Below are 24861 nucleotides of genomic sequence, written 5' to 3' on the forward strand. Positions count from 1 at the left end.
AAATATCTAATTTGTGCGAATACTCTACTTTCGCTCCTATGACCAGATATGTAATTTTTCTCGCCTTTTTACTCTTCCCGGGTACAAAGGAGAAAGCCTTCGCTCAGCAAAAACCTTCTTATAAACAGGCCGAAATTCTTTGGGATACCTGGGGAGTGCCGCACATTTATGCCAAAAACGATGAAAGTCTTTTCTATGCATATGGCTGGGCGCAGGCTCAGAACCATGGGGACCTTGTGCTGCAATTGTATGGGCAGGCGAGAGGACGCGGGGCCGAATATTGGGGTGAAAAATATGCGGAAGCTGACAAATGGGTAATCACCAACAGTATTTACGAGCGCGCAGGAGAATGGAACAAGGTTCAGAAACCGGCCATGCGGAAATGCCTGGATGCATTTGCCCGCGGTATCAATGATTATGCAGCTAAAAACGCCGACAAGATCAGCAATGCTGCCAAACTGGTTTTGCCAGTTAACGCTACGGATGTGATCGCTAATGCACATCGCGTGACGCATTACGTGTTTCTGGCACCTTCTGCCAAAGTTGCGGCCGCGCTGGCTGCGCAAGGTGAAAAGAATGGATCGAATGCGTGGGCGATTGGTCCCAAAAAATCGGCGAGCGGCAATACGTTGTTACTTACCAATCCACATTTGCCCTGGAACGATCTCTACACGTATTTTGAGGCTCAGTTGGTAGCGCCCGGTATTAATTCCTACGGCATTTCCAGAATGGGTTTTCCGGTTCTGACCATGGCATTCAATGAAACAGGCGGCTATTCGCAAACTGTCAATACCAATGACGGACAGGATTTTTACGAACTGAAAACCGTGGATGGCGGCTACCTGTACGACGGGAAAATAAAGTCATTTGAACAAAAAGAAAAAATATTTAAAATCAGACAGACTGACGGCAGTTTTGTGGAAGAGAAACTGACTATCAAACATTCAGTTCACGGGCCTGTCGTCAGCGACAAGGGCGGACGCACGATTGCGATGCGCGTGGCGGGACTTAACCAGTCGGGGATATTTGAGCAGTATTGGGAAATGTCGAAGGCCGGGGATTTTAAAGCATTCGAGGCCGCAGTTAGCAAATTGCAGATTCCGATGTACACACTGATGTTCGCTGATAATAAAGGGAATATTTTCAATCTTTTCAACAGCGAGGTCCCGGTACGGCCTACCGGAGACTGGAAGTACTGGTCAGGTATCGTCAGAGGGGATACTTCGGCTACATTGTGGACGAAAACACATCCTTACAAAGATCTGCCGAAAGTCCTGAACCCGGATACGGGTTGGTTGCAAAACACCAACGAGCCACCTTGGACTACGACCTGGCCTATCGTCAATAAACCTGCTGACTTTCCTGGCTACATGGCGCCGCCGTTGACGATGTCGTTCCGTACCATTGGATCGGTGAGAATGTTGATGGATCCCAAAAAAATCACCCTGGACGAATTCATTGCATTGAAACTAAATACAAAAATGGAGCTCGCTTCCCACATTCTGCCCGATCTGATTGCAGCGGCTGAAGCGAACGGAAGTGCAGAAGCCAAAGAAGCGGCGACGGTACTCGCCAAATGGGACCAATTGACTGAAACCACTAGTAAAGGCGCATTTCTGTTTGATCAGTTTGTGAGGAAATGGGTAGGCGGCAGCAGTAAGCTCGGCACATTGAGTACCGAATCGACCTTATTTGCGAAGGCCTGGGATGCTAAGGATCCTGTGAATACACCCAGGGGAATTGCCGACAAGGAAGCTGCTGTAAAAGCCTTGCTGGCGGTAGCGAAAGAGGTCAAGGAAAAGCACGGCTCCATTGACGTTGCCTGGGGCGATGTTTTCCGGTTCAGGATCGGGGATGTAGATGTGCCGGGCAATGGTGGTTCGGGCTTTATGGGTGTTTTTCGGACAATGACATTGGCTGCGACCCAGGACGGAAAGTATGCGCCATCTCATGGCGAAACCTATGTAGCTGCCATTGAATTTTCTAAGCCATTGAAAGCAAATGTGTTGACCAGCTACGGTAATGCGTCGCAGCCAGGTTCCAAACATCATTCGGATCAGTTGCAGCTACTGTCGGACAAGAAGCTGCGGCCTGTTTGGTTTACTAAAAAAGAAGCTGAGGATAACCTTTCGGAACGCACGGTATTTGAATAAAATGCTATTTATCAATCAATAAAAAAGTCCCAGGAGTGGTGAAACTGCCTGAGACTTTTTTATTACGACAATGTTGTATCGACTACGCTGTCAATTCTTCTTCCAGGTGTGAGGCGCTCAGTTGTAGCACCTCGGTTGTTCTTGCCCTGGTTTTGGCGGCGAAATCAGCATCATCAGCAAGCGACTTACCGAATGACGGGATAATTGTTTTGAACTGAGCCTGCCATTCCGGAGATTTTGCGTCTTTAAAACACTTATGAATGAGGTCGAGCATGATCGAAACGGAAGTAGAAGCTCCCGGAGAAGCGCCCAGCAATGCAGCCAGGGAACCATCAGCGGCGGTAACCATCTCTGTTCCAAATTCAAGAACCCCACCTTCTTTTTTATCTTTTTTAATGACCTGTACCCGCTGACCAGCTGTTTCAAGGTCCCAGTCTTCCAGGCGCGCCTCTGGCAGGTAATCCTTCAATGCTTCTAAACGGTCCTGCGGCGACTGCCTCACCTGATCGATCAGGTATTTGGTGAGGGGAATGTTATGTATCCCTGCCGCCAGCATTGGTTTGATATTATTCAGCTTAATGGAAAGAGGCAGATCGAGGTAAGAGCCATTTTTTAGGAACTTCGTAGAAAACCCTGCGTATGGTCCAAAAAGTAGCGCTTTTTTATCATCTATTACCCGGGTGTCCAAATGAGGGACTGACATAGGCGGTGAACCTACCGAAGCCTTTCCGTACACCTTTGCCTGGTGTTTTTCAATGATTTCAGGCTTGTTGCACACTAGCCATTGACCACTTACCGGAAATCCACCGAAACCTTTGCCTTCGGGAATACCCGATTTTTCAAGAAGCGGTAAAGAACCTCCCCCTGCACCTATGAAGACAAACCAAGTTTGAACCTTGCGACTTTCACGGGTTTCACGGTCTTTTACCTCAATATTCCAAGCCCCTTCACGGTTTCGCTTTAGGTCTTCGACTTCATGGTTGAGATACAAGTTTACGCCTTCCTGTTTTTCAAGATAGTCGAACATAGACCTGGTCAGCGTGCCGAAATTAACGTCAGTACCGAGCGCCATTCTGGTAGCGGCCACGTTTTCATCAGGATTCCGGCCATCCATCACCAACGGAATCCAGTTACTGATCTCATTTTTGTCCTCGGTATATTCCATACCCTGGAAAAGATGATGGCCGGTGAGGGCGGTGAAGCGTTTGTGGAGATAATCAACATTTTCACTTCCCCACACGAAACTCATGTGTGGAATATTGTGGATAAATGTATCAGGTGATGCTACGATCCCATTTTCGACGAGGTATGCCCAGAACTCCTTGGAGACTTCAAAGGACTCGGCAATTTTAATCGCTTTTTTGATTTCGACGGAGCCATCTTCCAATTGCGGCGTGTAGTTTAGTTCACAAAAGGCAGAATGTCCTGTTCCAGCATTATTCCATGCGTCGGAACTTTCGGCAGTCACACGGTCGAGGCGCTCGAAAATAGAAATTGAAATGGAAGGACTTAATTTTTTGAGCAGTACCCCCAGGGTAGCGCTCATGATACCGGCCCCAATCAAAACTACATCAGGGGAGCTCGTTTTTGAAGACTTTTTGGTGTTCATCACGAAAAAAGTAAATATGTTAGAATGGGCCTTGGCCCGGAAAAATACAAAATGCAATAGGATAACAACGATCCTAACACTATTTGTTTCGAAAATAGTATAATTTAAAAAATAAAAGTTATGACAGGTTACAAGTTCTTGACAGGGGGCAATTAAAACTTGAATAGTTTTAATAATGCCAATGGTGGGGGCATAAAAAAAGGATACCAGAATGGTATCCTTTTTTTATGGAAGATTTAATTCTCGGGTCAATCAGCATGAATAACGTCAGCTTCAGTAAGACCCAATGATTTCATTGTTTCCTCGTAATTGGAATAATCTAAATTCAGTCTTGCCTTATACTTTGTAACCGGGATAATTACAGCACGAATGTCTTGAAAATCACGTTCCGGAGGTGTAGCCTGGTCTTCTGACCATCTTTCAGGGATCAATGCAACATACAGTCGGGTATTCAGGTACCGGCTGTAAAAACTAAAGTCCGTAAACGTTGACAGCCCATTCCAGTAAGCCTTTCCAGGCATTCCCCAAACTCTGTTGTTTGCGGTAACATAAACTTGTATCACACTATTAGCAAGGACCACGGAATCTGCCGGGGTCAAAAGCAATTTCCCAAAAACAAATCCTCCTGATTCGCTTTTCACGGGGCCGGTTGATATTACCATCGCACCTATCCCATCTAGTCCCTTAGTACCCGTATCACCTTTGGGCCCTTGTGCGCCTGGGGTACCATTTACTCCCGCCGGACCTGCGGCTCCTGCTGGGCCTACATCACCTTGATCTCCTTTACAACCTGCAAAAAAAATAGCAAGACTAAAAAATGCTACGATAGTTAAATTCTTCAGCATAGTTTCAATGAGTTTGATTAGTCAATAAACGTATATGAGCAAATTAAGTACAAAAATTCACAAATACCTATGATCGGGGGAACTCAGATTTTCAACAAGTCACTTTCTCTTTACAGAAGTGTGTTTTAAGTCTAATGTTTTACTGAAAAAATTGTACCAACTACTTTTCAAAATTTGCTTTCCCACTTTTAGAGTGGCCATTTAAAGAGTTGGAAATTTGTAGAATTTTGCTAATTATATCAATAATGTCACGAACCATTGCTATTTTTAATAAATTTTTGCACTATTATATTATAAACATATGAGCAAACGCACATTTACGAAACTTTTTTTACCCGCCTTTATTTTATGCACACTGACGATTGGGAGTCTATTTGCACAAGTGGGGTGGAACGGGTCGTTTGGAAACGACTGGCTTGCAAACAAGTATTCTCAGAAATGGCTGAAAATCGGAATTTCTACAAAAGGAATACAACGGGTTACCCTGCCGGGTGGCTTTATGAATGGCGCGGCTGCAAATACACTTCATTTGTACCATCGCGGAGTGGAAGTAGCATTAATCAGTGCGTCAGTAACGCAAATTGAATTCTATGGCGTACCTAATGACGGGAGTTCTGACTCTTTGCTTTACAGACCGTACAAGGCCAGATTGAATCCCTATTACAGCCACTACTCAGACGAGAGCTCCTATTTTCTGACAATCGGATCACCCGATGGAAAAAGGGCGGTGGTCGAGAATATCAGTGATCCAAGTGGGAGCCAGCTTCTTGAATATCATATTCAAACCCAGATCAATGCTTTTTCGGACGATTATGCACACGCAACCCAAACTTCTATCAGGCCAATTACCATCAACAGTTTCATGGAAGACGGTCAGACAAGGACAAGTTTTCGATACATCGACTCCGATGGTCACCCTATCCAGTTTGGCTTTGTCAAAGATCTGGCTACTAATGTGGTTCAGAGAGCCGATGATTTTGTTCCTCTTGAAGTTAAAAATCAGTTCGGTAACGAAAGCCCTGCTTTAAAAGTACTGGTTTTTGGTCGCTCGGCTTACGCTCCAAATGGTGTTAACACAAGAAATGTCCATCTGTTTATGGGACAAACCAAAGCTAGCATGAATGATGTTGGTCAGGTATCTATCAACGGATTTAGTCCGGCCTTCATCAATGTCAATACCAATTTAAGCCATTTTTTAAACGGTAAATCTTTTATCGGGTTCAATCTGGATTCGCCAAAAACCGAGCTTTATTATGATAGATTTGCAATAGGCTATTATGAATTGGCTTACAAGCAGTTGATTGATATGCAAGGTCTGTCATCTTTCAATTTCAACTTTCCGGGCGCAGCTCAGGGATCGAAAAGTAAAATCGTAGTTACAACACCTCCAGGAGCGGGCACACTGAAATTTTACGATATTTCAGATCACAAAAACCCAAGAATCATTACCGGGACTGCTGCAAGCCTACTGTTTTCAAGACCAAATAATAAGCCACTTAACTTGTTAGCTACTACGGTAACAACAGATGTTGACCCCGGCAAAGTAAACACTGTACAGTTCCCTCAAATAAATAAAGCAGACTACGATTATTTGATCGTTTCCAACACTACACTTGAAAACGCAGCGGGAGAGTTTGCTTCTTATCGGAAGAATGCAAGCCCGGGACGAAAATATAAAACAGGCGTTTTTAAAATTGCAGACTTGTATAACCTGTTTAACTACGGAGAGCCAAGCCCTCTGGCGATCAGGAGATTCGTAGATTATATGGTTTCAGACGGCAATAAAGACAGGTATCTTTTGCTCATGGGCAAATCGGCGTCTGTAAACTACAGAATCACCAAGGAACTTCCTAACGAGGTCCCTACCTGGGCTTTCCCAGGCTCTGATGTTTTGACGATCGAGGGTTTGCAAGGGGCTCAAGGTGATGTGCAGGTAATTCCTGTGGGTCGCATACCAACCGAGAGCAATACGGAGGCTATTGCTTATCTGAACAAAGTAAAAAATTATGAGGCGGCTACTACTGGACTAGGTTGGAGAAAAAATGTAGCCCATATAAGCGGTGGTAAGACATCGGGTGAAATAAGTGACCATGCCCTTAATCTTTCAACGGCTGCTCAGAAGGTAAAACTGCCGGCATTTAATGGGAAAGTATATACAGCTGTAAAACCTGTCGTTACGGACGCTAACATTCAAAATGATACACTTCACTACCACGTCAATTCAACTCCAGTTACGCCAAATGGTGCCGGTGGAATTGGACTAATAACTTATTTTGGACATAGTGCGCCGCACGTGACAGATTATAATTTCGGATACATTTCTGATCCTGTTAAGAAGTTTGATAATCCTGGTAGATACCCTATCATATTTTACAATGGCTGTGACGTGCTTGACGTGTTTCAAAATAAATTTGCATTGACCGTTAACACATCGACCTCACGGCCTCAATCCTTAGACTGGCTTTTGAGCGACGGAAAAGGCGCGATTGCGGTGTTTGGTAACTCTTGGTCAGGCTTTGCAACAAGCTGCAACGACTATATGCAACGTGTTTATGCAGAAATGTTCGGCAAGAGTGACCTCGAACGTCAGCCGATTGGAAAGATTTTGCAGACCGCATCTCAGCTGACTAAACAGGCAGGAGGTTTTAGGGTTGGTGCAGAGAATGCCAGAACAGAGGTTGTTTACATTCAAAATCAAGCCCAAGTTCATCAGACAGTTCTTCTGGGTGATCCTGCACTTAGGATATTGCTTACTACCGAGGGCGGGCTTCCCGTTGACCTAATCACTTTTTCCGCGATAGCTGTTGGCGCTAATAAGGTTGACGTAACTTGGAAAACAGCTTCCGAGATCGATAACAGCCATTTCATTGTTGAGAGAAGCTACAACGCGAAAAACTTTGAAGAAATAGGCCGCGTCGAAGGAAAAGGAGATAAGAGTACAGAAAGTGTGTATACTTTTATTGATAGTAAACCGCTTTCAGGAACCAGCTATTATCGTCTAAAACAGGTTGATGAATCATTCAAGAATTCAGACGGATTATTGGTGGATGGTAATACGACCTTATCGAAAATAGTATCAGTTGACAGGCAGGGAACGAGTCTTGTGAATATTTATCCAAACCCTACAGCAGACTTTGTCGAAATATCCTTGGATGCACCCGTAAAAATTAAGTCCTGGACTATCCTGGATGTTAACGGAGTTACCAGAAAAACTGGAAAAGGTGTTAAAGCGGAGCTGACGGGTCTTTCTACTGGCAGTTATGTGCTGAAAATTACAACGGAGAATAACGATGTTTACTATCAAAAAGTGGTTAAGAAATAGCAGGTTATAGTTCAAACTACACACTAATGTACTTTAAAATAAGACGATTACTTGGTTTGGTGGCGCTACTCGTGGTAATAGCAGGAGCAGAGGAGGCGTGCGCGCAGTTCTCAGCACCTTATGCAGATAGCTGGATAACCTATAATAAGCCTTATGTAAAAATTGGAGTTGGAAAAAAGGGGCTTCATCGAATTCCCTTTTCTTCGTTACCGAAAACTTTTGCAGTAAGCGCTCCCGAAAAGCTACAATTATGGAGAAGGGGTAAACAGGTTTCCATCATAAGCGTTGCAAACAATGAAATTTTATTTTATGCGGTATTAAATGACGGCAGCAGCGACTCGTTGCTGTACCGCCCGATGAGCTCCCGTCTGAATCCGTACTGTAGTATGTATTCAGACGAGGGATCATACTTTTTAACGAATGGAGAATCGGTTGGTTTGCGTGCAAAAGTGATTAACCAACCCATTGATACCAAGGTTGAACCACTGGCTTACCACAATGAGCTTACTACAAAAGTGTTTACCGAAGAGTATTCTTTGAGTACGAAATCCGCTATTCAAAAAGATTATCTCAATAGTTATTTTGAGTTGGCAGCCAGCAAAACCGGCGTCACAACAAAAGTTGGGACGTTGCTCAGCCATAGTTTCGAGTTGACAAACGTTGCCGACAAACTGGCTAAGGCATACATTAAATTGCTTGTGCATGGCAGAAGCAATAATGACCATAAAATTGAGGTTCTAATTGGGAAAGACGCTGAATCCTTACGGTTAGTCAATTCCATTAATAATAGCGGCTACGCTGGCACAGAATACTCGTTCGAATTGAAGGCAGGCGATATTGGGCCGGATAATAAAGGGGTGCTCGCTCTAAGAGCTGTTGGTACCGCCCAGTTTGAACGATTTTCACTCGCCTATTATTCGATTGGATACGCTCAGAGTCTTAACATGGATGGGCAATTAAGCAAGGAGTTCAGGTTAAATCCAGGCACGGTTACATGGAATAGAGCTCAAATCAACGGTACGCCTGTCAATTCAGTGGTAATGGATGTGACTGACAGCGATAATCCTGTGATGATTCAGGGTTCCTATCAAAATCTAATGATTCCCAGAACCCCGGGAAAGCTTTCAACCCTGTTAACCACCAAAGAAGTAACCAGCGTCCTGCCGGAGAAAATGAAGGAAGTTACTTTTAAGAAGATCGCCGCGAAAGAGCCTAATTACATTATTATTACAACGGATCCGCTCATAGACGGAGCGACCCAATACGCCAACTATCGGGCCTCTGTGGAAGGAGGCGGGTTCAAGCCTCTGGTTGTTAAAATCAAGGATATTTACAACCAGTTCAATTATGGTGAGCCTAGTCCACTTGCGATCAAGCGGTTTATGGCTTATATGATCGGAGAAGGGGGGAAGGACAAGTATCTCTTCCTGATAGGAAAATCCATTACCAATAATGAAAGGATGATTAGAGAGCTTCCTGATGAGGTTCCCTCGATGGGCTTTCCGGCTTCTGACATCTTATTGGTTAGCGGCTTATTGGGGGCCGATCAGGACATTCCTGCTGTACCGGTTGGAAGACTTTCCGGGATATCCACTCAAAATGTGCTGGACTATTTACAGAAGGTAAAGGACTACGAACAAAATGTAGTAGGCGATTATGGTTGGCGCAAAAATGTTCTTCATCTGAATGGTGGCAAAAACGTTGGCGAGATAACCCAGTTGAAAGGATTGCTAAATGACCTGGAACCAACTATTGTCAATGGAGTTGTCGGTGGCAGGGTCACCCCTTATGTGAAACAACAGCCAATTGCCGAAGTGGAGTCCGTAAATATTACGTCGGATGTTAATAACGGGGTGGGGCTAATCACCTATTTTGGGCATGGTTCTCCTGTGATAACGGATCTGGATATGGGCTACATCACAGACATATCCCGTGGGTATAATAATTCGAAAAAGTATCCAATGATGTATTTTAATGGTTGTGGGGTTGGTGATATTTTTATGAATCGTTTTAATCCCAATCCGAGTGCGGGAGACCGGATTACACTTTCGCTGGACTGGATATTGGCTCCTAACAAAGGGGCAATCGCGATAATTGCCAATTCTTTTGAGAGTTTTGTCAGTCCCTCGGCTAGATATCTGCAGCAACTATATACTAATATGTTTATAGAACCGACGACCGTTAATTTATCAATTGGTAAAATTCAACAAGCCGTCGCAAACACAATTGTTACAAAGAATAGAGATGTGTACAGTATTTCCAATGTGCACCAAACAGTGCTACAAGGCGATCCTGCACTGAAGTTGATAACAGTCGATAAACCAGACTACTCTTTAAATCCTGAGGAAAGTATCACCCTATATTCTAAATCAGGTTCAGAATCCTTTGAGAAATCGGACTCTATCAGACTGGCTGTTTTTGTTTCTAACGAAGGGCGTTATTTGCAAGGACAGCAAATACCTCTGCTGGTCACATATTTTGGAAGTAAAGGAAATAAAATTGGCAGCAAAATGCTAAAGTCTTTCCCATTTAAGGATACCTTGTCGATTTCTTTCCTTAATTCAAAAGACATTCAAAAAATACAGGTAATTATTGATCCAAATCATTTACTCAGTGAACTGAGTATCAAAAATAACGTATCCGAGTTGGAGGTCGATTGGGATATGATTAAAGACAAATATCTATTCACCTCTGCCAATAACAAAGATGTGATCCCGCCTATTCTCAGCGTCGAGTTTAACGGTACGATTTTAAAGGAAAAGCAGGTTATTGATTCAAATCCTTCGATCACGTTCAAAGTGCAGGACGATAGGTTTATATTTCCAGACACAGCACTGGTAGACATTTTCGTCAAGCGTTGCGCGGATAATTCATGTGATTTTAAAAAGGTGATTTATTCAAAGATAGACATGGCCATAGATTCCATCGATAATCACGCATTCCAAATAACTTATTCAACGAATGATTTCGCAATTGGCCAGTATGAGCTTCTGGTGAATGTAAAAGATCGGGCGGGAAATTCCAGCATTCAGCCATATAGAATTAGCTTCACCATTGCCGAGATGCCTCTCAATACTGCCACGTTAGTAGCGAGTCCAAATCCTGCGTCCTCTTATGTCAAATTTAGTATTACAGTAGAAAAGGGTCTTATCTACAAGACGGCCAAATTCATGATATATAACCAGGCGGGTATTTTGATTGAAGAAAGGCAGGTGTCCTTTCCAAAGGCTACTTCACAGGCAGAGTGGTATTGGTCTCCATCCTTCGCATCATCCGGATTGTACGCATATAAGATTATTATGCTGAATGATAGTAATCAGTCTGTAAAAATCTTTAATGGGAAACTCGTATTGGTAAGGTAAGTGCTGATGTAAGGCAGGGCAAATATCATTTGTTGCCCTTATACCATTCCAGCCAGATAGCAAGTGAAATGGTGCGTGAAATCAGGATAAGTGTGTTATTTTTTTGCGGATACGGAATTCTGTCATTTTTTAAAATCGACAGCTGATGTTCGAATTTTGTACGGTTAACGTAGTTCCAGACTTCGGAAGTTTGCATTAGCAAGTCGCGAGCCTGTTGATAAGTGCGGAGAACAATTTGCTGTCCTAATGACCGAACAACGGTTTTGGTGCTTCTCCGGCGTACGTGTTCCGGTAACAGGCCCTTCATTGCTTCGCGGAAATGAGCCCTTCCAATACCATCCCCAAACTTGATAACATCAGGGACGGCCAGGCAAAGTTCAAACAGATCCGTATCATAGAAAGGGGAGCTGTTTGTGATGTTGTAGTGCTTGCTTATAGCGAATACATCTTCGTTTGAAAAAATAGTATGTGTGTGAAAAATATCTGCAAATGCAGAATGCTGTTCTTGTGAATGGCCGTTTTCCAAAAGTTCTGTAATATTTGTCAAGTCATCGTGCCTGGACAGTGCTAAGAGATCATCGTTTAAAATTGAATATACAGGTGTAAAATGACCTTTTTTTACCTTATCCAGAAGTCCTTTGCCACCCGCCTTGAGAAGATAGGAGTAGGAGATATCAAAATTGGAAGATATTTCGGTGAAGATCTTATTCAACTCTCTCCAATTTCTGCGAAATGCTAGTTGCGATAACTTCCTGAAGAACAAATTGTTCAGAACTATTTCGTATTTTCTGTCTTCCGAATAATTCTCCCAGTCGCGAAATTTATGTGAATTTGAGTAGAATGAAGCTCTTTTCCTGGCGAGAGTCTTCACCAAACTCCAATTTCGCTTGTCAAAAGCTAGACCTATTGCTTCTAATCCGCTGCCAACGATAGAGTCACCACCAGTTCCATTGAAAATTGTATTGCAGCCAAGATCTTTTGCGAACTGCATAAGGCTAGCGGTGCCTGATGGCGAAATCAGCATGGATGAAGGTTGACCAGCCAGTGCGGTGAAAGTCGAAAGTAATCTAAAATCCTCTTCGGACTGCAGTATCTCGTGATGAACAGATCCTATTTTCTCCGCTACACTCATTGCATAGAGATTTTCGTCGGTATCAAGTGTGTTTGATTTATTATAAAGCGTATGTAGAGGTTGCTCCGGATGTAAGAACTTAATGATTGTGCTGACTGAAGACGAATCCATACCGCCACTCAGATGAGATGCTGAGAGTTGAAAGCCGGGCCGCAAATTTCGTTTTATAGAGTTTATGAAAATATGACGAAACTCCTCAGCAAATTCTTCGACCCTTGATAAATTTGACCATTTTGACGGGCTGAGTTTGGTATAGGTTCTAGTTGAAGCAGCTTGAAAATCGAGAGTTACGAGGCATCCCGGAGGAACCGCCCGAACTCTCTCATAGAAAGTTTCATCCGTGTAAGGAATGGTAGCTTCTGCCAATACGGTTCCGTATAAGGCCAGCCGTTGCAAATTAACGCTAAGGTGGACTTTGACAAAGGGATTTGCTACTAGCGAAGGTAAATCGGTTGAAAAAGCAATGATTTCGTCCGAAAGTTGGAAGTAGTAAAATGGAATAAGACCAAAAACATCTCTTGACAAATACAGTTTTTTGACCTGCGTATCGTACCAAGCGCACACGCCAATGGCACTATTCCGCTGTTGAACAAGAACGCCTTCCAAAGAAAAAGAGACAAAATGTTGAGTTTTTGAATCACTCAACCATCTTGTCTCTTCATGCTCGGAGTTTGAAATAACCCCCAAAAAGTTGGAAGGAAAAATCCTTATGTCTTCATTGAACTTTACTCCTAGATATCCATTCTCTAATAGTATAAATTTATCGTATTTCCGATTAAGGAGGTCGATTGAAATGGACTTTTTCTTCTTAAAGAAAAAACCTTCAAGCAACATAACGACAATTCAACATTTTTAATAGCAATTCCGGATTAAACTTCACCTATTCAGTAAAGTTAAGTTCGTTTGTCAACTCGTCAAGACTTCCTCCTGTTTTTCCCTTTGTCAATTTTGCTACATTACCGAATCTGTTCAGAACCGGTTTACGGTAAGACTTTTTTGTCTGTGTAGAGTGCGATGTCACTGTTCTCATTTTGAATTTGTTATATGATTAATACCAGTATCCAGCGTAAATTTAGTCAGATAAATTTAATTTCCAAACTTTAGAAACATTGAATAGGAAAAAATCAAGTCCATATATATTTGTAACCGGTGCGCATCCGATTCTATTTGCCTCCGAATTCGAGTATTTTCCTCGATTTGTGAGTTCCTGACTCTATTTTACCCGAACCAATGCAGTCTTCATTCTGACAAAGTTCATAAAAAGTTTGGTCATCCGAAATCAGGCCGACACCCAGTCCATATTGTTTTATCCCGATGTATCGGTTGATAATGGATGTATCCTTACGCTCTATCACGGTAAGTGACTTGTCGAAAGATTGCGTGCCGATCACAACCGGCTGGTTCACATTTTCATAATGATAGTCCTGAACTTCCAGATTGTTGTAAGTATTTCCATTCCATTTCAACCTCGAATCCACTGGAAATGCCATGGAGAAAAAAGTCTGGTTGTCAATGTTGGTCAGAAGCTTGTCAGGGTATTTCTGAACTGTGAACTCCTTTATTTTCTGCCAATAGTCGGTCGATGAATTCCTGGTTGAACGGGAAAAGGTGTAGGTTGGAATTCCCTCTGCATTGGATACCACTTTCTCGATCTCATCCTTCTCCTGCCAGGTTTTTTTTACCGGTGCAGCTTGTCCCGTCGAATAAATTTCCTCTTTCACTTCATAAACCGTATAGCTGCCGACCGTCAGTGGATAGTACTCGTAAATGTCAACAGGATCGTTGTCCTTGTTCTCGCAAGAGAAGTTGACAACAGTCATAATGGTAACCAGTGAAAGCATTGGAATCAGCGCCTTATGTTGACTGAACCATTTAATGTGTGTAGTTATTTTCATGTATGCAACGTGTGGAATATGAATGGTTTGCCAAATTTGTAATAACGAATGTAAAAATAGTAAAACGGCTTAATTTTTCTCTGCAAGTTTACCTTTCAAAAAGCCAGTCAGTACCTGCAGGCCGGTATCGAAACGCGAGTTGTTATTGATGATGATATCAGCTTCCGATCGTAACGGAAGTATAAATTTGTCGTAAGTAGGGGCAACATGGTGCTCCCAGCGGTATAGCACGTCGTCCAGATCGTAACCACGTTCATTATTATCACGAATTATTCGTCTTTTTATTTTAACATGCTCTTTGGCATCGACAAATATTTTCAAATCGATGAGCCTGGCTATCTCCGGGAAGTAAAAAACGAATATGCCTTCCACGATAATGATCGGCCTCGGTTCAAAAATCAGAATTTCAGGCTTGATCAGCGGGTTGTTAAATGTGTATTCTTTTTGATGTACTTCCCTGCCAGCGCGCAAAACGGCAATATGCTCGGCAAACAGATGATGGTCGATTGTCTCCGGTAAGTCGAAGTTCTCAACGCCATTTTCGTCCCTGGGAATCTCATGGATGGGGCGGTAGTAATTGTCCTGAGAGATCCGGGTGATATCGTCTTTGTCAAAAGCATCGAGCAGACTCTTCATAAAGAATGTTTTGCCTGATGCACTGCCTCCTGTGATTCCTACGATGTATGGTGTTTGTTCCGGGGTTGTCATATCTGAAAATGAGACTCTTAGTTGATGAGATCTCACAAAAATTTAAATTATAACTTTAATCAATAACTGCCAATTTTCCTGCCAGTTTCTCCGTGCCGTCTCCGGAAACAATGAAGACCATATAAATGCCGCCTCTCGCACGCCGGCCCGTATAATCGTTCAGATTCCAGGAAGCCGTTCCTCCTTGTGACCTGGTTTCATAGATCAAACGGCCGGAAAGTTCGGTAATTTTAACAACAGACTCATTCATCAAACCCTTTATTCCTACATCTCCTCCATAACCCGGACGAACGGGATTAGGGAAGATAGTTACCGCCGAGAAATTTTCTGACGCTTGGGTGGAGTTGCTGCGGTAGGACACCATTCCGGCGGGCGTGTCAATGTACAGCGTGCCGGTAGAGGGATCAAAGTCGAGCGCATTGATTTGGTTTGAAGGGAGTGGGCTCTCTTCGGAAGTGAATTTTTGAACCAGTTCCGTTCCATCCGAATTGAATAGGTATAGACCATTGCGGGTGGCGATCCATTTTCGATTGCCTGGCTCTACCACGATGGCCGTACATTTTTCATTAGAAAAAAGCCTGCGCTCACCGTAAATAGGCAGGATAGCGTCCACTCGGGCCGCGCTCAGTACATCCTGCGGAATAATGTAACCGACGCCTTTGTCACTCGCAAACCATATATATCCGTCCTGATCAATGGCAATGCTATTGATGACATTAGAAGGTAGCGTACCGTTGCCAATCGAAGTTGAAAGTACCTTTTGATGATTCTGGGTATTTTTTACCAATATCCCTCCACCCAGATATTCGGGCAATCTTGTCCAGGTTAATCCTTCCAAGTCAATTATAATTGAATCCTTTCGAGGAGAGATAGTTGTGTCGGATTGTGTCGGAGCAACGGTTCTGAAACCTTGCGAAGGGGCGGTTAGCAGGCCATTCTTTTGATCTGCGGTCCATAGAGTGCCGGTGCTTGTTACAATGGTCTCCGAAAGTGTTTTGAATAATGGGTCATTTACTATTGTGGCCTTATTGTCCTGATCCAGCACGACAATCCGGTTGTCTAATGTAACAATAACCTTGTCACCGCTATTTGTGATGGAGTAACGTTTGCTATCCGACGAATAAATCAGTTTCCAACCATTATTCTCTCTTTGGAATACACCTTTACCTGAAAACCCTGCATACATAACATTGTTTCGGGACGCGAGCGAAATAGTGGTGGCGGGTGTGGCAGCCATTTTCCAATTGGCAAAATACTGGCGGTTCACCATTTCCTTCATGGAGGTTACCAGCAACCCCTGTGAAGTAATGGCATAAATCGAGTCCGCAGAAATGGCCATTCCACTGACTGAAACCTGCGCACCATTGGTACCTATATAACGGTATGTTTCCTCTACCTGCCTGAGTTTGGGGTTCAGAACGACAATTCCAAAGCTGGTACAGAGGTAAGCCAGGTCATTTCTGAAAATAACTTGTTTGATTTCTTTATTAGAAGGAAGTCCGGGCGTTTCATTGAGGATCGGCCAGGATTCAATGGATTCAGGTTCAGACTGTTTATCTAAAAACACAACATCCAAATTACCACTTCGGTAGGCGAGCAGCAACAGATTATCTTCGGCATTAAAAGCCATACTGCTAATGCCCGTATCCGTCAGCCCCTCAGATTTTGACCAGGTTTTAATAGACTGACCCGCTGGGTTTACACTAAAAAGTCCATTGTAAGTTGAACAAAAGATATGATCATTCACTGGAATGACATGCTGAGCAGAAAGGTAATTGAAATGATTTTCCCAATGACCCAATGGAACATTCTGGCTCCGACTTACCGGAACAATCAGGATCCAAAGAAAAATCAGTAAAACTACACGTACCATCATCAATCCGCTTTTCTTTGAACCGGTTTTATCCCTGATCTGCTAGTTATCAACCGTTACGATGGCCGATCCTTTACCTGAGCCTGTCCCGCAACCGCTTTTTAAGGAGCTGATCTTGTACTCGGTAGTGGTTGCGGGCGATACCGAAATCAGGTATGGATTCAGGAATGTACCGTTGATAGCCGTTCCGTCAGACAATGTAAATGACCAGGGCGGAAGGCCATTTTTGAATTTCAATTGAATTCTGGTAAACCTTCCCGCTGTAATAGTTCCTCTGCCGGAAACTTCGCCAACTGCTTTATCAGGAGCAATCACATCGATTTCCTCAATCGCACTGGATACTGCCGGAGACGAAGATATGATCCTGATTTTCTGAGTGCGAATGGTATCACCGACTGCTACTCCCCCAATTTTTGCTTTCATGGAGGTAGGTGTGACGGTAGTAGGCAGGCTCACAAACCGTCCCGACTTATCGGTGACCTGCACCACGAATTTGTTGCCTGGATTATAGCGTCCTTCCGTTTTATAAGGTATTTCAATGGTTGAACCCGAACAAACCATATTCTGCGGCAATTTTTCGAGGGTAATGCTGGCCGGAGGGCTTTTGACAGTAACCTTGGCAGTACCCGAGAATTTCCCAACCCCGCAAAGCCCGCCCGCAGAGGTGATCTGGTAATTAGTATCGTAAAAAGGCTTCACCTTGATCTTGTATGGCGATTCCTGAATGTTGTTCTCGTAAGTACCATCCGACAGCAATGCAAACCATGGGCCGCCGCCTGTAAATTTCAATGTCAGTTCACCCGTTTCGTTTTCACCCAGCCGGATCGAATCTTTCTGCAAAACCGTGACGGTAGGAGATACAATGGTCACATTAGTCGTTTGACTGACAAGATATGGTGCCGAAGACGTAACGCGGAGTTTGTACTCGCCCGGCTTGTAAGTGGCAGGTATCTCAGTCATGATGTAGCCTGATGTGTCGGGCGCGGATATTGTTTTGAATGCGCCTGTCCTGTCGGCGATCTGGACTACGAATTTGTTGCCTTCCTTGTATTTTCCGGTCGCATTAAATGGCACCTGGAATGGTATCCCACTGCAAAGTTTGGCGATTTTATCAACCTCTTTCAGTTCCAGTTTCGGTTCCGGGTTGTTGTTGACATTCACAATGGCTTCTCCGGACATGGTACCGCTTCCGCATGCATTGGAAATACCCAGTATCTTATAAGCCTTTACGTCTCTCGGCTTTACTATCAGATAATGTGGGTTAGACATCGTCTGGTGAACCGTGGTACTATCCGAAAGTCGGAATGACCAGGGAGCAGTTCCCGTCAGGCTTACCCGTAAATGCGCTTCCTGTCCTGGCATGATCCGCACCGACTGGGTACCGTCTATTACTTCGATCCTGGCCGCCGGAGTTTGCAATAACCGCAATGGTACCTCCTGGCTTCTCACTACCGGAATTGAACTGATAATTTGTATCCTGTAAACTTCGCCCCCAATCTTATAGGAGGGTATTACAGCTTTAATCGGGCTTTTTTTGACAGGAAGTGAAATGGGGACACTTTTGCCTGTCACGTCAATGAGGTGTGCTATGAAGGTATTGTCTTCATCGAATGGCCCATCCGTTTTGAATGGAATGGTAATGGTCGTACCGGGGCAAACGGATAAATAGGTGATATCTTCAACAATAATCTTGTACGAGCGAACACTGTCTGCGACCGTTTTTACAGCTGTTTTTTCAAGCTGCTCTTCTGCTTCTTTTTCGGTTAATGTATCTTTTGATATAGGTAGATCATTGTCAATGATCGCCGTAGAATCAATTTTGCTGGTCGTATCTACCGCTCGGGTTGTGTCCGCCGCTGGAGTTGTTACTTGCACAGGTTTCGGCTGACTAACCGTATCCACTGGAATCACCGTGGGTTGCTGCTTTACAGGAGCGGGAGCTTTCTTTTTAGGCGCTAAAATCTTTCTTTTGGGTGTACTGCTTCTCCGCTGGGCATCAGCCTGATTGGAAAGAAACATTAATCCACAAAAAATGAGCAAAACGAATCTGAACATGTAATAATGATTAGTTGTGTATTTAATTCATAGCCACCAAAGTGGTCCCGCGCAATACGGGTACAACATCGTAAAGGTCTGTCTGCAGGCAATAGGAAATGTCTTTCTGGATTCCCAAACGTTGCAAACGGCGCACGTGCGACGAGTTGGAAACACTGGCCAGCATGTTATCCTTGCTTTGCAAGTAAAGTCGTTGGGCCATTAAAGTGCCATCTTCCGGTAACATAAACTGATCTTTTAATGCGTCGGCCAATGCGCCTGCAAAGAGCGTATCTTCCAGGTTAGGCCTTCCTTTCCATCCAGCACAAAGTACCAGTATGTCGTACTGTTCGGATTTGAGTTGATTAGCCAATGCGCCCAGATTGAGAAACGCTCCGATCATTACCTTCACCGCAGAAGCTTTGGCTTTGGCAATAGATAACGTTCCATTGGTAGTCGTCATTGCGATTTCAGAACCAATGAGCCGCTCATTCATGTAGCTGAATGGTGAGTTGTCGAGGTCAAAACCCTCTACTTTTCTTGCATCACGCTCGGCTGCGGCAATAAAGCCTTTGTCTTGTAAAAACTTACATTCCTCGATACTGGCGACGGGCGTAATGCTTTTTACACCATAGGCCAGCCCGGTTACCATACAGGAAGTAGCCCTGAATATATCGGCAACTACAACAATTGAATTATTAAGCTTATGTAAATGAAGCAGATCCGGAGTGAGGCAAACATCAAGTTGTTTCATAAAAATGTAATCGAAACGGGTATGGGTTTAAATGATTTAGTTTTTTACAAAAGGCAGTTTTACTGTTCTTGCTTTTAGCAGTTTGTCTCTGACCTTTACAAAAATCTCAGTGTCCGGTTTGCTGAATGCAGCCGGTACATAACCCATTCCAATCCCTTTTTGCAGCGTAGGCGATTGGGTTCCCGAAGTAACTTCACCCAATTTGATGCCTTCCGCGTCACACAATTCATAATGTCCGCGCGGAATTCCTCTGTCGATCATTTCAAAACCTACCAGTTTTTTCGTCAAACCAGCTTCTTTCTGTTTTTTTAATTCCTCCGAATTGATAAAATCCTTGGAAAACTTGGTAACCCAGCCGAGGCCGGCTTCCAGTGGAGATGTGTTGTCATCAATGTCATTTCCGTAAAGACAAAATCCTTTTTCCAATCTTAATGTATCCCTGGCGCCTAAGCCCACAGGTTTTATTCCGAATTCAGCGCCAGCTTCGAATATGGCATGCCACATTTTCTCAGCGTCTTCGTTTTTAACATATATTTCAAATCCGCCAGCGCCGGTATAACCCGTGGCTGAGATCACTACATCATCAATACCCGCCATTTCTCCGATTTGGAAGGTATAATATTCCATGGATGGTAAATTGACCGAAGTTAGTTTTTGCAAAGTAGCAGCAGCGTTTGGCCCCTGCACTGCAAGAAGGCATAGCGCATCGGAGAGGTTTTCCATAGCGGCACCTTCCGTATTCTGGCTTTGGATCCAGTTCCAGTCCTTTTCAATGTTGGAAGCATTCACTACCAGCAGGTAATCTTCTTCCTTAATCCGGTAAACCAATAAATCATCTACGACACCGCCGGTCGCATTGGGAAGGTAGCTGTACTGAACTTTTCCGTCAAACAATGCAGAAGCGTCATTCGATGACACTTTTTGTATCAGATCTAATGCTTTCGGTCCTTTCACACTAAACTCTCCCATATGTGACACGTCAAAAACGCCGACGTTATTTCTTACAGTGTGGTGTTCGTCCAGATCCGAAGAATAGCGTACTGGCATTTCAAAACCCGCAAACGGGACCATTTTAGCGCCTAACCGGATATGAACTTGGTGTAAAGGGACAGTTTTCATGTATGGTAAATTGGTTCACATTAATTTACAAAAGTATGCAAAGCAGGTCAAAGCCACACAAAAAACTCTTTTTTCAAAGTTCAGGCACTTCTTTTTGAAGTATATTGTGAAAAAATAGGTAAGAATTATGAAGATACAATTATTAGCATTCATGGCTTTTCTGTCGGCAGAAACGAGTTTTGCACAAACGGCCACATTCAATGGGGAAGTGATCGACGATAAAATTAGTATTGGCTATGGCGTGGCGCAGGGAGATGTGGATGGAGATGGAAAGCCGGACATTCTTTTGGCTGATAAAAAAGAGATTGTTTGGTATAAAAACCCTGGCAAGAAAGACCAGTCGTGGACCAAATATGTGATTGCCAAAGACCTTACCGAGCAGGATAACGTATGCATCGCTGCCCGCGACATCGATGGTGACGGAAAAGTGGAGGTTGCGGTAGGCGCACAATGGAATCCTTCTGAGACCAAAAATCTGAAACAGTCCGGAGCTGTATTTTATCTCTCCGCTCCCGACGACCGGACGCAGGCCTGGGAGCCGGTACGCCTGCATCACGAGGTCACCATTCATCGGATGCAGTGGGTCAAAAAATCAGACGGTGGTTTTCAGCTGGCGGTACTTCCCTTGCATGGTGAAGGCAATGCAGCCGGAGTAGGCGCAGGCGTGAAACTCATTATTTTCGATGTACCTGAAAACCGTAAAACGATCTGGGGTTATGAATTGGTCGAAACGAATATGCACATGACCCACAATATGCAGCCAATGGAGGTGCCAGGAAGGATCCTGGGACTTTCGATAGCCGGTAAAGAAGGAGTGCAGGTATTTTTGGATGGAGCAGATGGGTGGGCGCCGTCGGGAAACTGGATGGTAGCAGGCAATGGAGTAGGAGAGATCAGGACAGGGAGCCTTGGAAAAAATCAGCTGTTTACAGCCGCCATTGAACCCATGCATGGCAATTCACTGGTTGTTTATTCCAAAGACAATCGCACGGTACTAACAGAAAAGATCAAGGAAGGCCACGCACTGGCCTGTGCCGATTTCTTCGGACAAGGCAGGGACCAGGTCGTAATGGGCTGGCGTAATCCGAATGTGATCGGGGAGACGGGGTTAAGGATTTTCGTAGGTTCTGACCCCGAAGGTAAAAAGTGGCAGGAATACCTACTGGATGAAAAGATCAAGATCGCCTGCGAAGACCTGCTACCGGCCGATCTGGACGGCGATGGTGATCTGGATATTATCGCCTCTGGCCGCTCCACACACAATGTAGTGGTTTACTGGAATCAGCGTAAGAAATAGAAACGATATAAAAAGCAAAAGGGAAGCGATCGCTTCCCTTTTGCTTTTTATATCGTTTGTCTGATCATTAATCCCGACGGCCCATTAAAAGGCTTACATAGTAAAGTAACGTAGCCAGTGAACCGATGGCAGCAACGAGGTAAGTCCTTGCGGCCCATTTAAGAGCGTCAGCCGACATAATGTATTCTTTCTCGTTCACGATCCTGTTTTTCTGAATCCACGCCAATGCTCTGTTACTTGCATCATACTCCACGGGAAGCGTGATAAAACTGAACAAGGTAGTGGCTGCAAATAATGCAACACCAATGGTCAGCGGAATGGGGGTGGTGTTCAGCAATACGATACCTCCCAGGATTACCCATTGCATATAGCGTGACGCTACACTCAGAAACGGAACCATTTGTGACCTGAACTGCAACCATTTATAAGCTGTCGCATGCTGTACTGCGTGCCCGCATTCGTGGGAAGCTACTGCGGCGGCAGATACGCTTCGTCCGTAAAATACGTCCGGGCTGAGGTTAACTGTTTTGTCCTGAGGATTATAATGGTCACTCAATCGTCCTTCAACAGACACTACCCTGACATCATAAATACCACTTTCTCTCAGCATGGTTTCAGCGATTTCCTTTCCACTCATACCGTTACTCAGGCCTACCTGAGAATACTCTTCAAATTTACTCTTCAGACGCCATTGCACATAAAGGCTAATGAGCATCACGAGTATACCAATTACATATGCACCTGCCATAGTTATTTTATTTATATCCTTGTTTTATCTTTTCAATCAATGCGGTAGTTGAGTAGCCTTTTACTAATGCTATCGTTTTTACCTCACCTCCTTTACCTAAAACAAAATCCGCGCCAGCAATATTTTCAACGGTATAATCGTCTCCTTTGACCAAAATGTCAGGTTTTACTGCCTCGATCAACTGACTTGGCGTCGGTTCGTCGAACAAAATGACAGCATCTATAAAAGATAAAGCAGCCATCAACCTTGCTCTTGCATACTCATTGACCACCGGGCGCAATGGTCCTTTTAACCTGCTCACAGACGCATCCGTGTTTAGGCCGAGTACTAGTCTGTCGCCCAATGCGCGTGCTTTTTCAAGATAATCAATATGGCCGAGATGTACAATATCGAAGCATCCATTGGTAAAAACTACCTTTTGCCCGGAGCGCTGCCAGTCTTCAATGGTAGTGATGGCTTCTTCTAATCTCAGGATCTTGCTTTCAGTAATATTCATCGTTAAAATGGTGTAGGATTGTGGGAATGGAATATGGTATCATACTTGGTTTCCATTCTCACAGACTATCACAAATTCTTAAATTAATTCCCGGCAGACACTTGCTCAGGTTCCGCTACCACTTTTTTGTTTTGTACCAAAACATATAAAAAGGCCAGGGCACCAACCAGCAGCATAAATATCATTTGCGCCCCGTGAATGAATGTGGCCAATGTGATACCGTCATTTTGTGACAAGCCGTATAAAACCATAACGTTTCCAACGAGCAAGTGGTATGCGCCAATCCCTCCCTGCGTAGGTGCGGTCATGCCTATTGCGCCTACTACGAGCAATGTCAAACCAGCCAATGGTCCAAGGTCTGAAGTTTCGGGTATACAAAAGAAGAGTACATACGAAATCAGGTAATAAAGCACCCAGATCATTAATGTGCTGAGGATAAATAAGCCTGGGCTTCGCAGTTTGCGAACGCTTAGCAGTCCTTCCAGCATTCCTTGGGCGAAAGTGACAATTTTCGCGATGATCGCATTTTGTTGCAATTTATTTCTTAGGGCGATATTTTTGAACAAAATAAAACCGGCTACTGCCACCAAAATTAAGCCGCCAACCAATATACCTAGCAACATGCCGCTACCGGTGCCTGCCTGGCTACCTCCAATTTTACTTTGAAAGAAATCGGTGAAGAATGTACTGAGCCTATCAAATTCCAGAATGAAGTTTAGTCCGATCATTAATAAGAGGATGATCACATCAAAAATCCGCTCCGCGACGACCGTACCAAAGCTGAGGTTAACCGGGATGCCTTCCAGGCGATATAATGTGCCGCAGCGTGTTACTTCACCCATTCTTGGGACAATGTAATTGGCAAAATACCCCGTTAAAACCGATACCGAGCTGTTGACCAGCTTGGGTTTATGCCCCAGCGGCTCCATGAGCATGCCCCAGCGCCAGGCGCGGGTTACGTGTGCACACAACAGGAAAAAGCAGGAAACCGCGATCCACCGCCAGTCGGATTTGGCAAACCGGTCGAGCATCTCAGACAAATTGATGTCCTTGAACACAAACCAGATCAGGCCGCCTGCGAGCACAAGCGATATCGTGTAACGTAAGACGTTCTTCATAGCTATTCCTTAATATGTGCAGTGTTAGTTTTGGATATGGCTGGATTAAACAACCAGATGGTTGTTGTGGTCGGGGAAAATGACCATAGGTTTGAAGGTTTTGGCCTCTTCCTGAGTCATGGAACCGTAGGCAATGATGATAATGATGTCACCTATCTGTACTCTTCTGGCCGCAGCCCCGTTGAGGCAAATCATGCCAGAAGCCCTTTCTCCCTTAATGACGTAGGTTACAAAGCGTTCGCCATTGTTATTGTTTACGATATGTACTTGTTCGTTTTCCAGCAATCCGGCAGCGTCCATCAGATCTTCATCAATGGTGATACTGCCTACGTAGTTCAATTCCGCCTGAGTCACCTTAACACGGTGAATCTTCGATTTCATGATGGTTATTTGCAT

The 24861-nt window shown here is 44.1% G+C and carries 17 protein-coding genes; 4 read left to right on the forward strand and 13 right to left on the reverse strand.

Annotated features, from left to right (window positions below):
- Positions 1 to 38: 38 nt before the first annotated feature.
- Positions 39 to 2153 (forward strand): acylase, encoded by a 2115-nt coding sequence (locus tag ABIO93_RS15395; protein ID WP_348069174.1) that lies wholly within the window; start codon positions 39 to 41, stop codon positions 2151 to 2153.
- An 82-nt stretch (positions 2154 to 2235) separates the two neighbouring features.
- Here the strand turns inward: ABIO93_RS15395 and ABIO93_RS15400 are convergent, their stop codons facing one another.
- Together ABIO93_RS15400 and ABIO93_RS15405 are read right to left on the reverse strand one after the other, a co-directional pair.
- Positions 2236 to 3780 carry a malate:quinone oxidoreductase gene (locus ABIO93_RS15400; protein WP_348069224.1) on the reverse strand — a complete coding sequence of 515 codons (1545 nt, stop codon included), beginning with the start codon at positions 3778 to 3780 and terminating at the stop codon, positions 2236 to 2238.
- 230 nt (positions 3781 to 4010) lie between these two features.
- The gene (locus ABIO93_RS15405; protein ID WP_348069176.1) at positions 4011 to 4607 is read right to left on the reverse strand and encodes a hypothetical protein; all 597 of its coding nucleotides are present in this window, start codon (positions 4605 to 4607) and stop codon (positions 4011 to 4013) included.
- Between the two features lie 301 nt (positions 4608 to 4908).
- Here ABIO93_RS15405 and ABIO93_RS15410 point away from each other — a divergent pair, with 301 nt between their 5' ends.
- Both ABIO93_RS15410 and ABIO93_RS15415 read left to right on the forward strand, forming a co-directional pair.
- A complete protein-coding gene (locus ABIO93_RS15410; RefSeq protein WP_348069178.1) occupies positions 4909 to 7929 on the forward strand; it encodes a C25 family cysteine peptidase in 3021 nt (1006 codons plus the stop codon).
- Positions 7930 to 7955: 26 nt separating this feature from the next.
- Positions 7956 to 11291: a C25 family cysteine peptidase gene (locus ABIO93_RS15415; protein ID WP_348069179.1), complete on the forward strand. Its 3336-nt coding sequence runs from the start codon at positions 7956 to 7958 to the stop codon at positions 11289 to 11291.
- Between the two features lie 25 nt (positions 11292 to 11316).
- Here ABIO93_RS15415 and ABIO93_RS15420 read toward each other — a convergent pair whose 3' ends face one another.
- The 7 genes from ABIO93_RS15420 to gcvT form a co-directional block, all read right to left on the reverse strand.
- Entirely contained in the window at positions 11317 to 13257 is a 1941-nt protein-coding gene (locus ABIO93_RS15420) for an asparagine synthase-related protein (RefSeq protein ID WP_348069181.1), read from the reverse strand.
- A 329-nt stretch (positions 13258 to 13586) separates the two neighbouring features.
- Positions 13587 to 14318, reverse strand: coding sequence for a hypothetical protein (locus ABIO93_RS15425; protein WP_348069183.1), 732 nt, complete (start codon positions 14316 to 14318; stop codon positions 13587 to 13589).
- Positions 14319 to 14387: 69 nt separating this feature from the next.
- The gene (locus ABIO93_RS15430; protein ID WP_348069184.1) at positions 14388 to 15026 is read right to left on the reverse strand and encodes a uridine kinase; all 639 of its coding nucleotides are present in this window, start codon (positions 15024 to 15026) and stop codon (positions 14388 to 14390) included.
- Positions 15027 to 15081: 55 nt separating this feature from the next.
- Complete coding sequence (locus tag ABIO93_RS15435) at positions 15082 to 16902, reverse strand: two-component regulator propeller domain-containing protein (protein ID WP_348069186.1); 1821 nt, start codon at positions 16900 to 16902, stop codon at positions 15082 to 15084.
- Between the two features lie 39 nt (positions 16903 to 16941).
- Positions 16942 to 18954: a hypothetical protein gene (locus ABIO93_RS15440; protein ID WP_348069188.1), complete on the reverse strand. Its 2013-nt coding sequence runs from the start codon at positions 18952 to 18954 to the stop codon at positions 16942 to 16944.
- Positions 18955 to 18976: 22 nt separating this feature from the next.
- Entirely contained in the window at positions 18977 to 19687 is a 711-nt protein-coding gene (locus tag ABIO93_RS15445) for a 2-phosphosulfolactate phosphatase (protein WP_348069189.1), read from the reverse strand.
- A 36-nt stretch (positions 19688 to 19723) separates the two neighbouring features.
- Positions 19724 to 20806: a glycine cleavage system aminomethyltransferase GcvT gene (gene gcvT, locus ABIO93_RS15450; protein ID WP_348069191.1), complete on the reverse strand. Its 1083-nt coding sequence runs from the start codon at positions 20804 to 20806 to the stop codon at positions 19724 to 19726.
- Positions 20807 to 20933: 127 nt separating this feature from the next.
- Between gcvT and ABIO93_RS15455 the strand changes: the two genes are divergently transcribed.
- A complete protein-coding gene (locus ABIO93_RS15455; RefSeq protein ID WP_348069193.1) occupies positions 20934 to 22103 on the forward strand; it encodes a VCBS repeat-containing protein in 1170 nt (389 codons plus the stop codon).
- Between the two features lie 67 nt (positions 22104 to 22170).
- Here ABIO93_RS15455 and ABIO93_RS15460 read toward each other — a convergent pair whose 3' ends face one another.
- The 4 genes from ABIO93_RS15460 to panD form a co-directional block, all read right to left on the reverse strand.
- Entirely contained in the window at positions 22171 to 22851 is a 681-nt protein-coding gene (locus ABIO93_RS15460) for a zinc metallopeptidase (RefSeq protein ID WP_348069194.1), read from the reverse strand.
- A gap of 7 nt (positions 22852 to 22858) precedes the next feature.
- Positions 22859 to 23347, reverse strand: a complete 489-nt coding sequence (rfaE2, locus tag ABIO93_RS15465; RefSeq protein WP_348069196.1) for a D-glycero-beta-D-manno-heptose 1-phosphate adenylyltransferase — start codon at positions 23345 to 23347, stop codon at positions 22859 to 22861.
- An 83-nt stretch (positions 23348 to 23430) separates the two neighbouring features.
- On the reverse strand, positions 23431 to 24465 hold the full coding sequence (locus ABIO93_RS15470) for a lysylphosphatidylglycerol synthase transmembrane domain-containing protein (protein ID WP_348069197.1): 1035 nt from the start codon (positions 24463 to 24465) through the stop codon (positions 23431 to 23433).
- Between the two features lie 45 nt (positions 24466 to 24510).
- A complete protein-coding gene (gene panD / locus ABIO93_RS15475) occupies positions 24511 to 24861 on the reverse strand; it encodes an aspartate 1-decarboxylase (RefSeq protein WP_348069199.1) in 351 nt (116 codons plus the stop codon).

It is taken from the genome of Dyadobacter sp., assembly GCF_039919315.1.
GTDB lineage: Bacteria > Bacteroidota > Bacteroidia > Cytophagales > Spirosomataceae > Dyadobacter.

Coding starts and splice junctions, on each gene's coding strand:
- ABIO93_RS15395 (WP_348069174.1), top strand. CDS start 39: ATGACCAGATATGTAATTTTTCTCGCCTTTTTACTCTTCCCGGGTACA.
- ABIO93_RS15405 (WP_348069176.1), bottom strand. CDS start 4,607: ATGCTGAAGAATTTAACTATCGTAGCATTTTTTAGTCTTGCTATTTTT.
- ABIO93_RS15410 (WP_348069178.1), top strand. CDS start 4,909: ATGAGCAAACGCACATTTACGAAACTTTTTTTACCCGCCTTTATTTTA.
- ABIO93_RS15415 (WP_348069179.1), top strand. CDS start 7,956: ATGTACTTTAAAATAAGACGATTACTTGGTTTGGTGGCGCTACTCGTG.
- ABIO93_RS15420 (WP_348069181.1), bottom strand. CDS start 13,257: ATGTTGCTTGAAGGTTTTTTCTTTAAGAAGAAAAAGTCCATTTCAATC.
- ABIO93_RS15425 (WP_348069183.1), bottom strand. CDS start 14,318: ATGAAAATAACTACACACATTAAATGGTTCAGTCAACATAAGGCGCTG.
- ABIO93_RS15430 (WP_348069184.1), bottom strand. CDS start 15,026: ATGACAACCCCGGAACAAACACCATACATCGTAGGAATCACAGGAGGC.
- ABIO93_RS15435 (WP_348069186.1), bottom strand. CDS start 16,902: ATGATGGTACGTGTAGTTTTACTGATTTTTCTTTGGATCCTGATTGTT.
- ABIO93_RS15440 (WP_348069188.1), bottom strand. CDS start 18,954: ATGTTCAGATTCGTTTTGCTCATTTTTTGTGGATTAATGTTTCTTTCC.
- ABIO93_RS15445 (WP_348069189.1), bottom strand. CDS start 19,687: ATGAAACAACTTGATGTTTGCCTCACTCCGGATCTGCTTCATTTACAT.
- gcvT (WP_348069191.1), bottom strand. CDS start 20,806: ATGAAAACTGTCCCTTTACACCAAGTTCATATCCGGTTAGGCGCTAAA.
- ABIO93_RS15455 (WP_348069193.1), top strand. CDS start 20,934: ATGAAGATACAATTATTAGCATTCATGGCTTTTCTGTCGGCAGAAACG.
- ABIO93_RS15460 (WP_348069194.1), bottom strand. CDS start 22,851: ATGGCAGGTGCATATGTAATTGGTATACTCGTGATGCTCATTAGCCTT.
- rfaE2 (WP_348069196.1), bottom strand. CDS start 23,347: ATGAATATTACTGAAAGCAAGATCCTGAGATTAGAAGAAGCCATCACT.
- ABIO93_RS15470 (WP_348069197.1), bottom strand. CDS start 24,465: ATGAAGAACGTCTTACGTTACACGATATCGCTTGTGCTCGCAGGCGGC.
- panD (WP_348069199.1), bottom strand. CDS start 24,861: ATGCAAATAACCATCATGAAATCGAAGATTCACCGTGTTAAGGTGACT.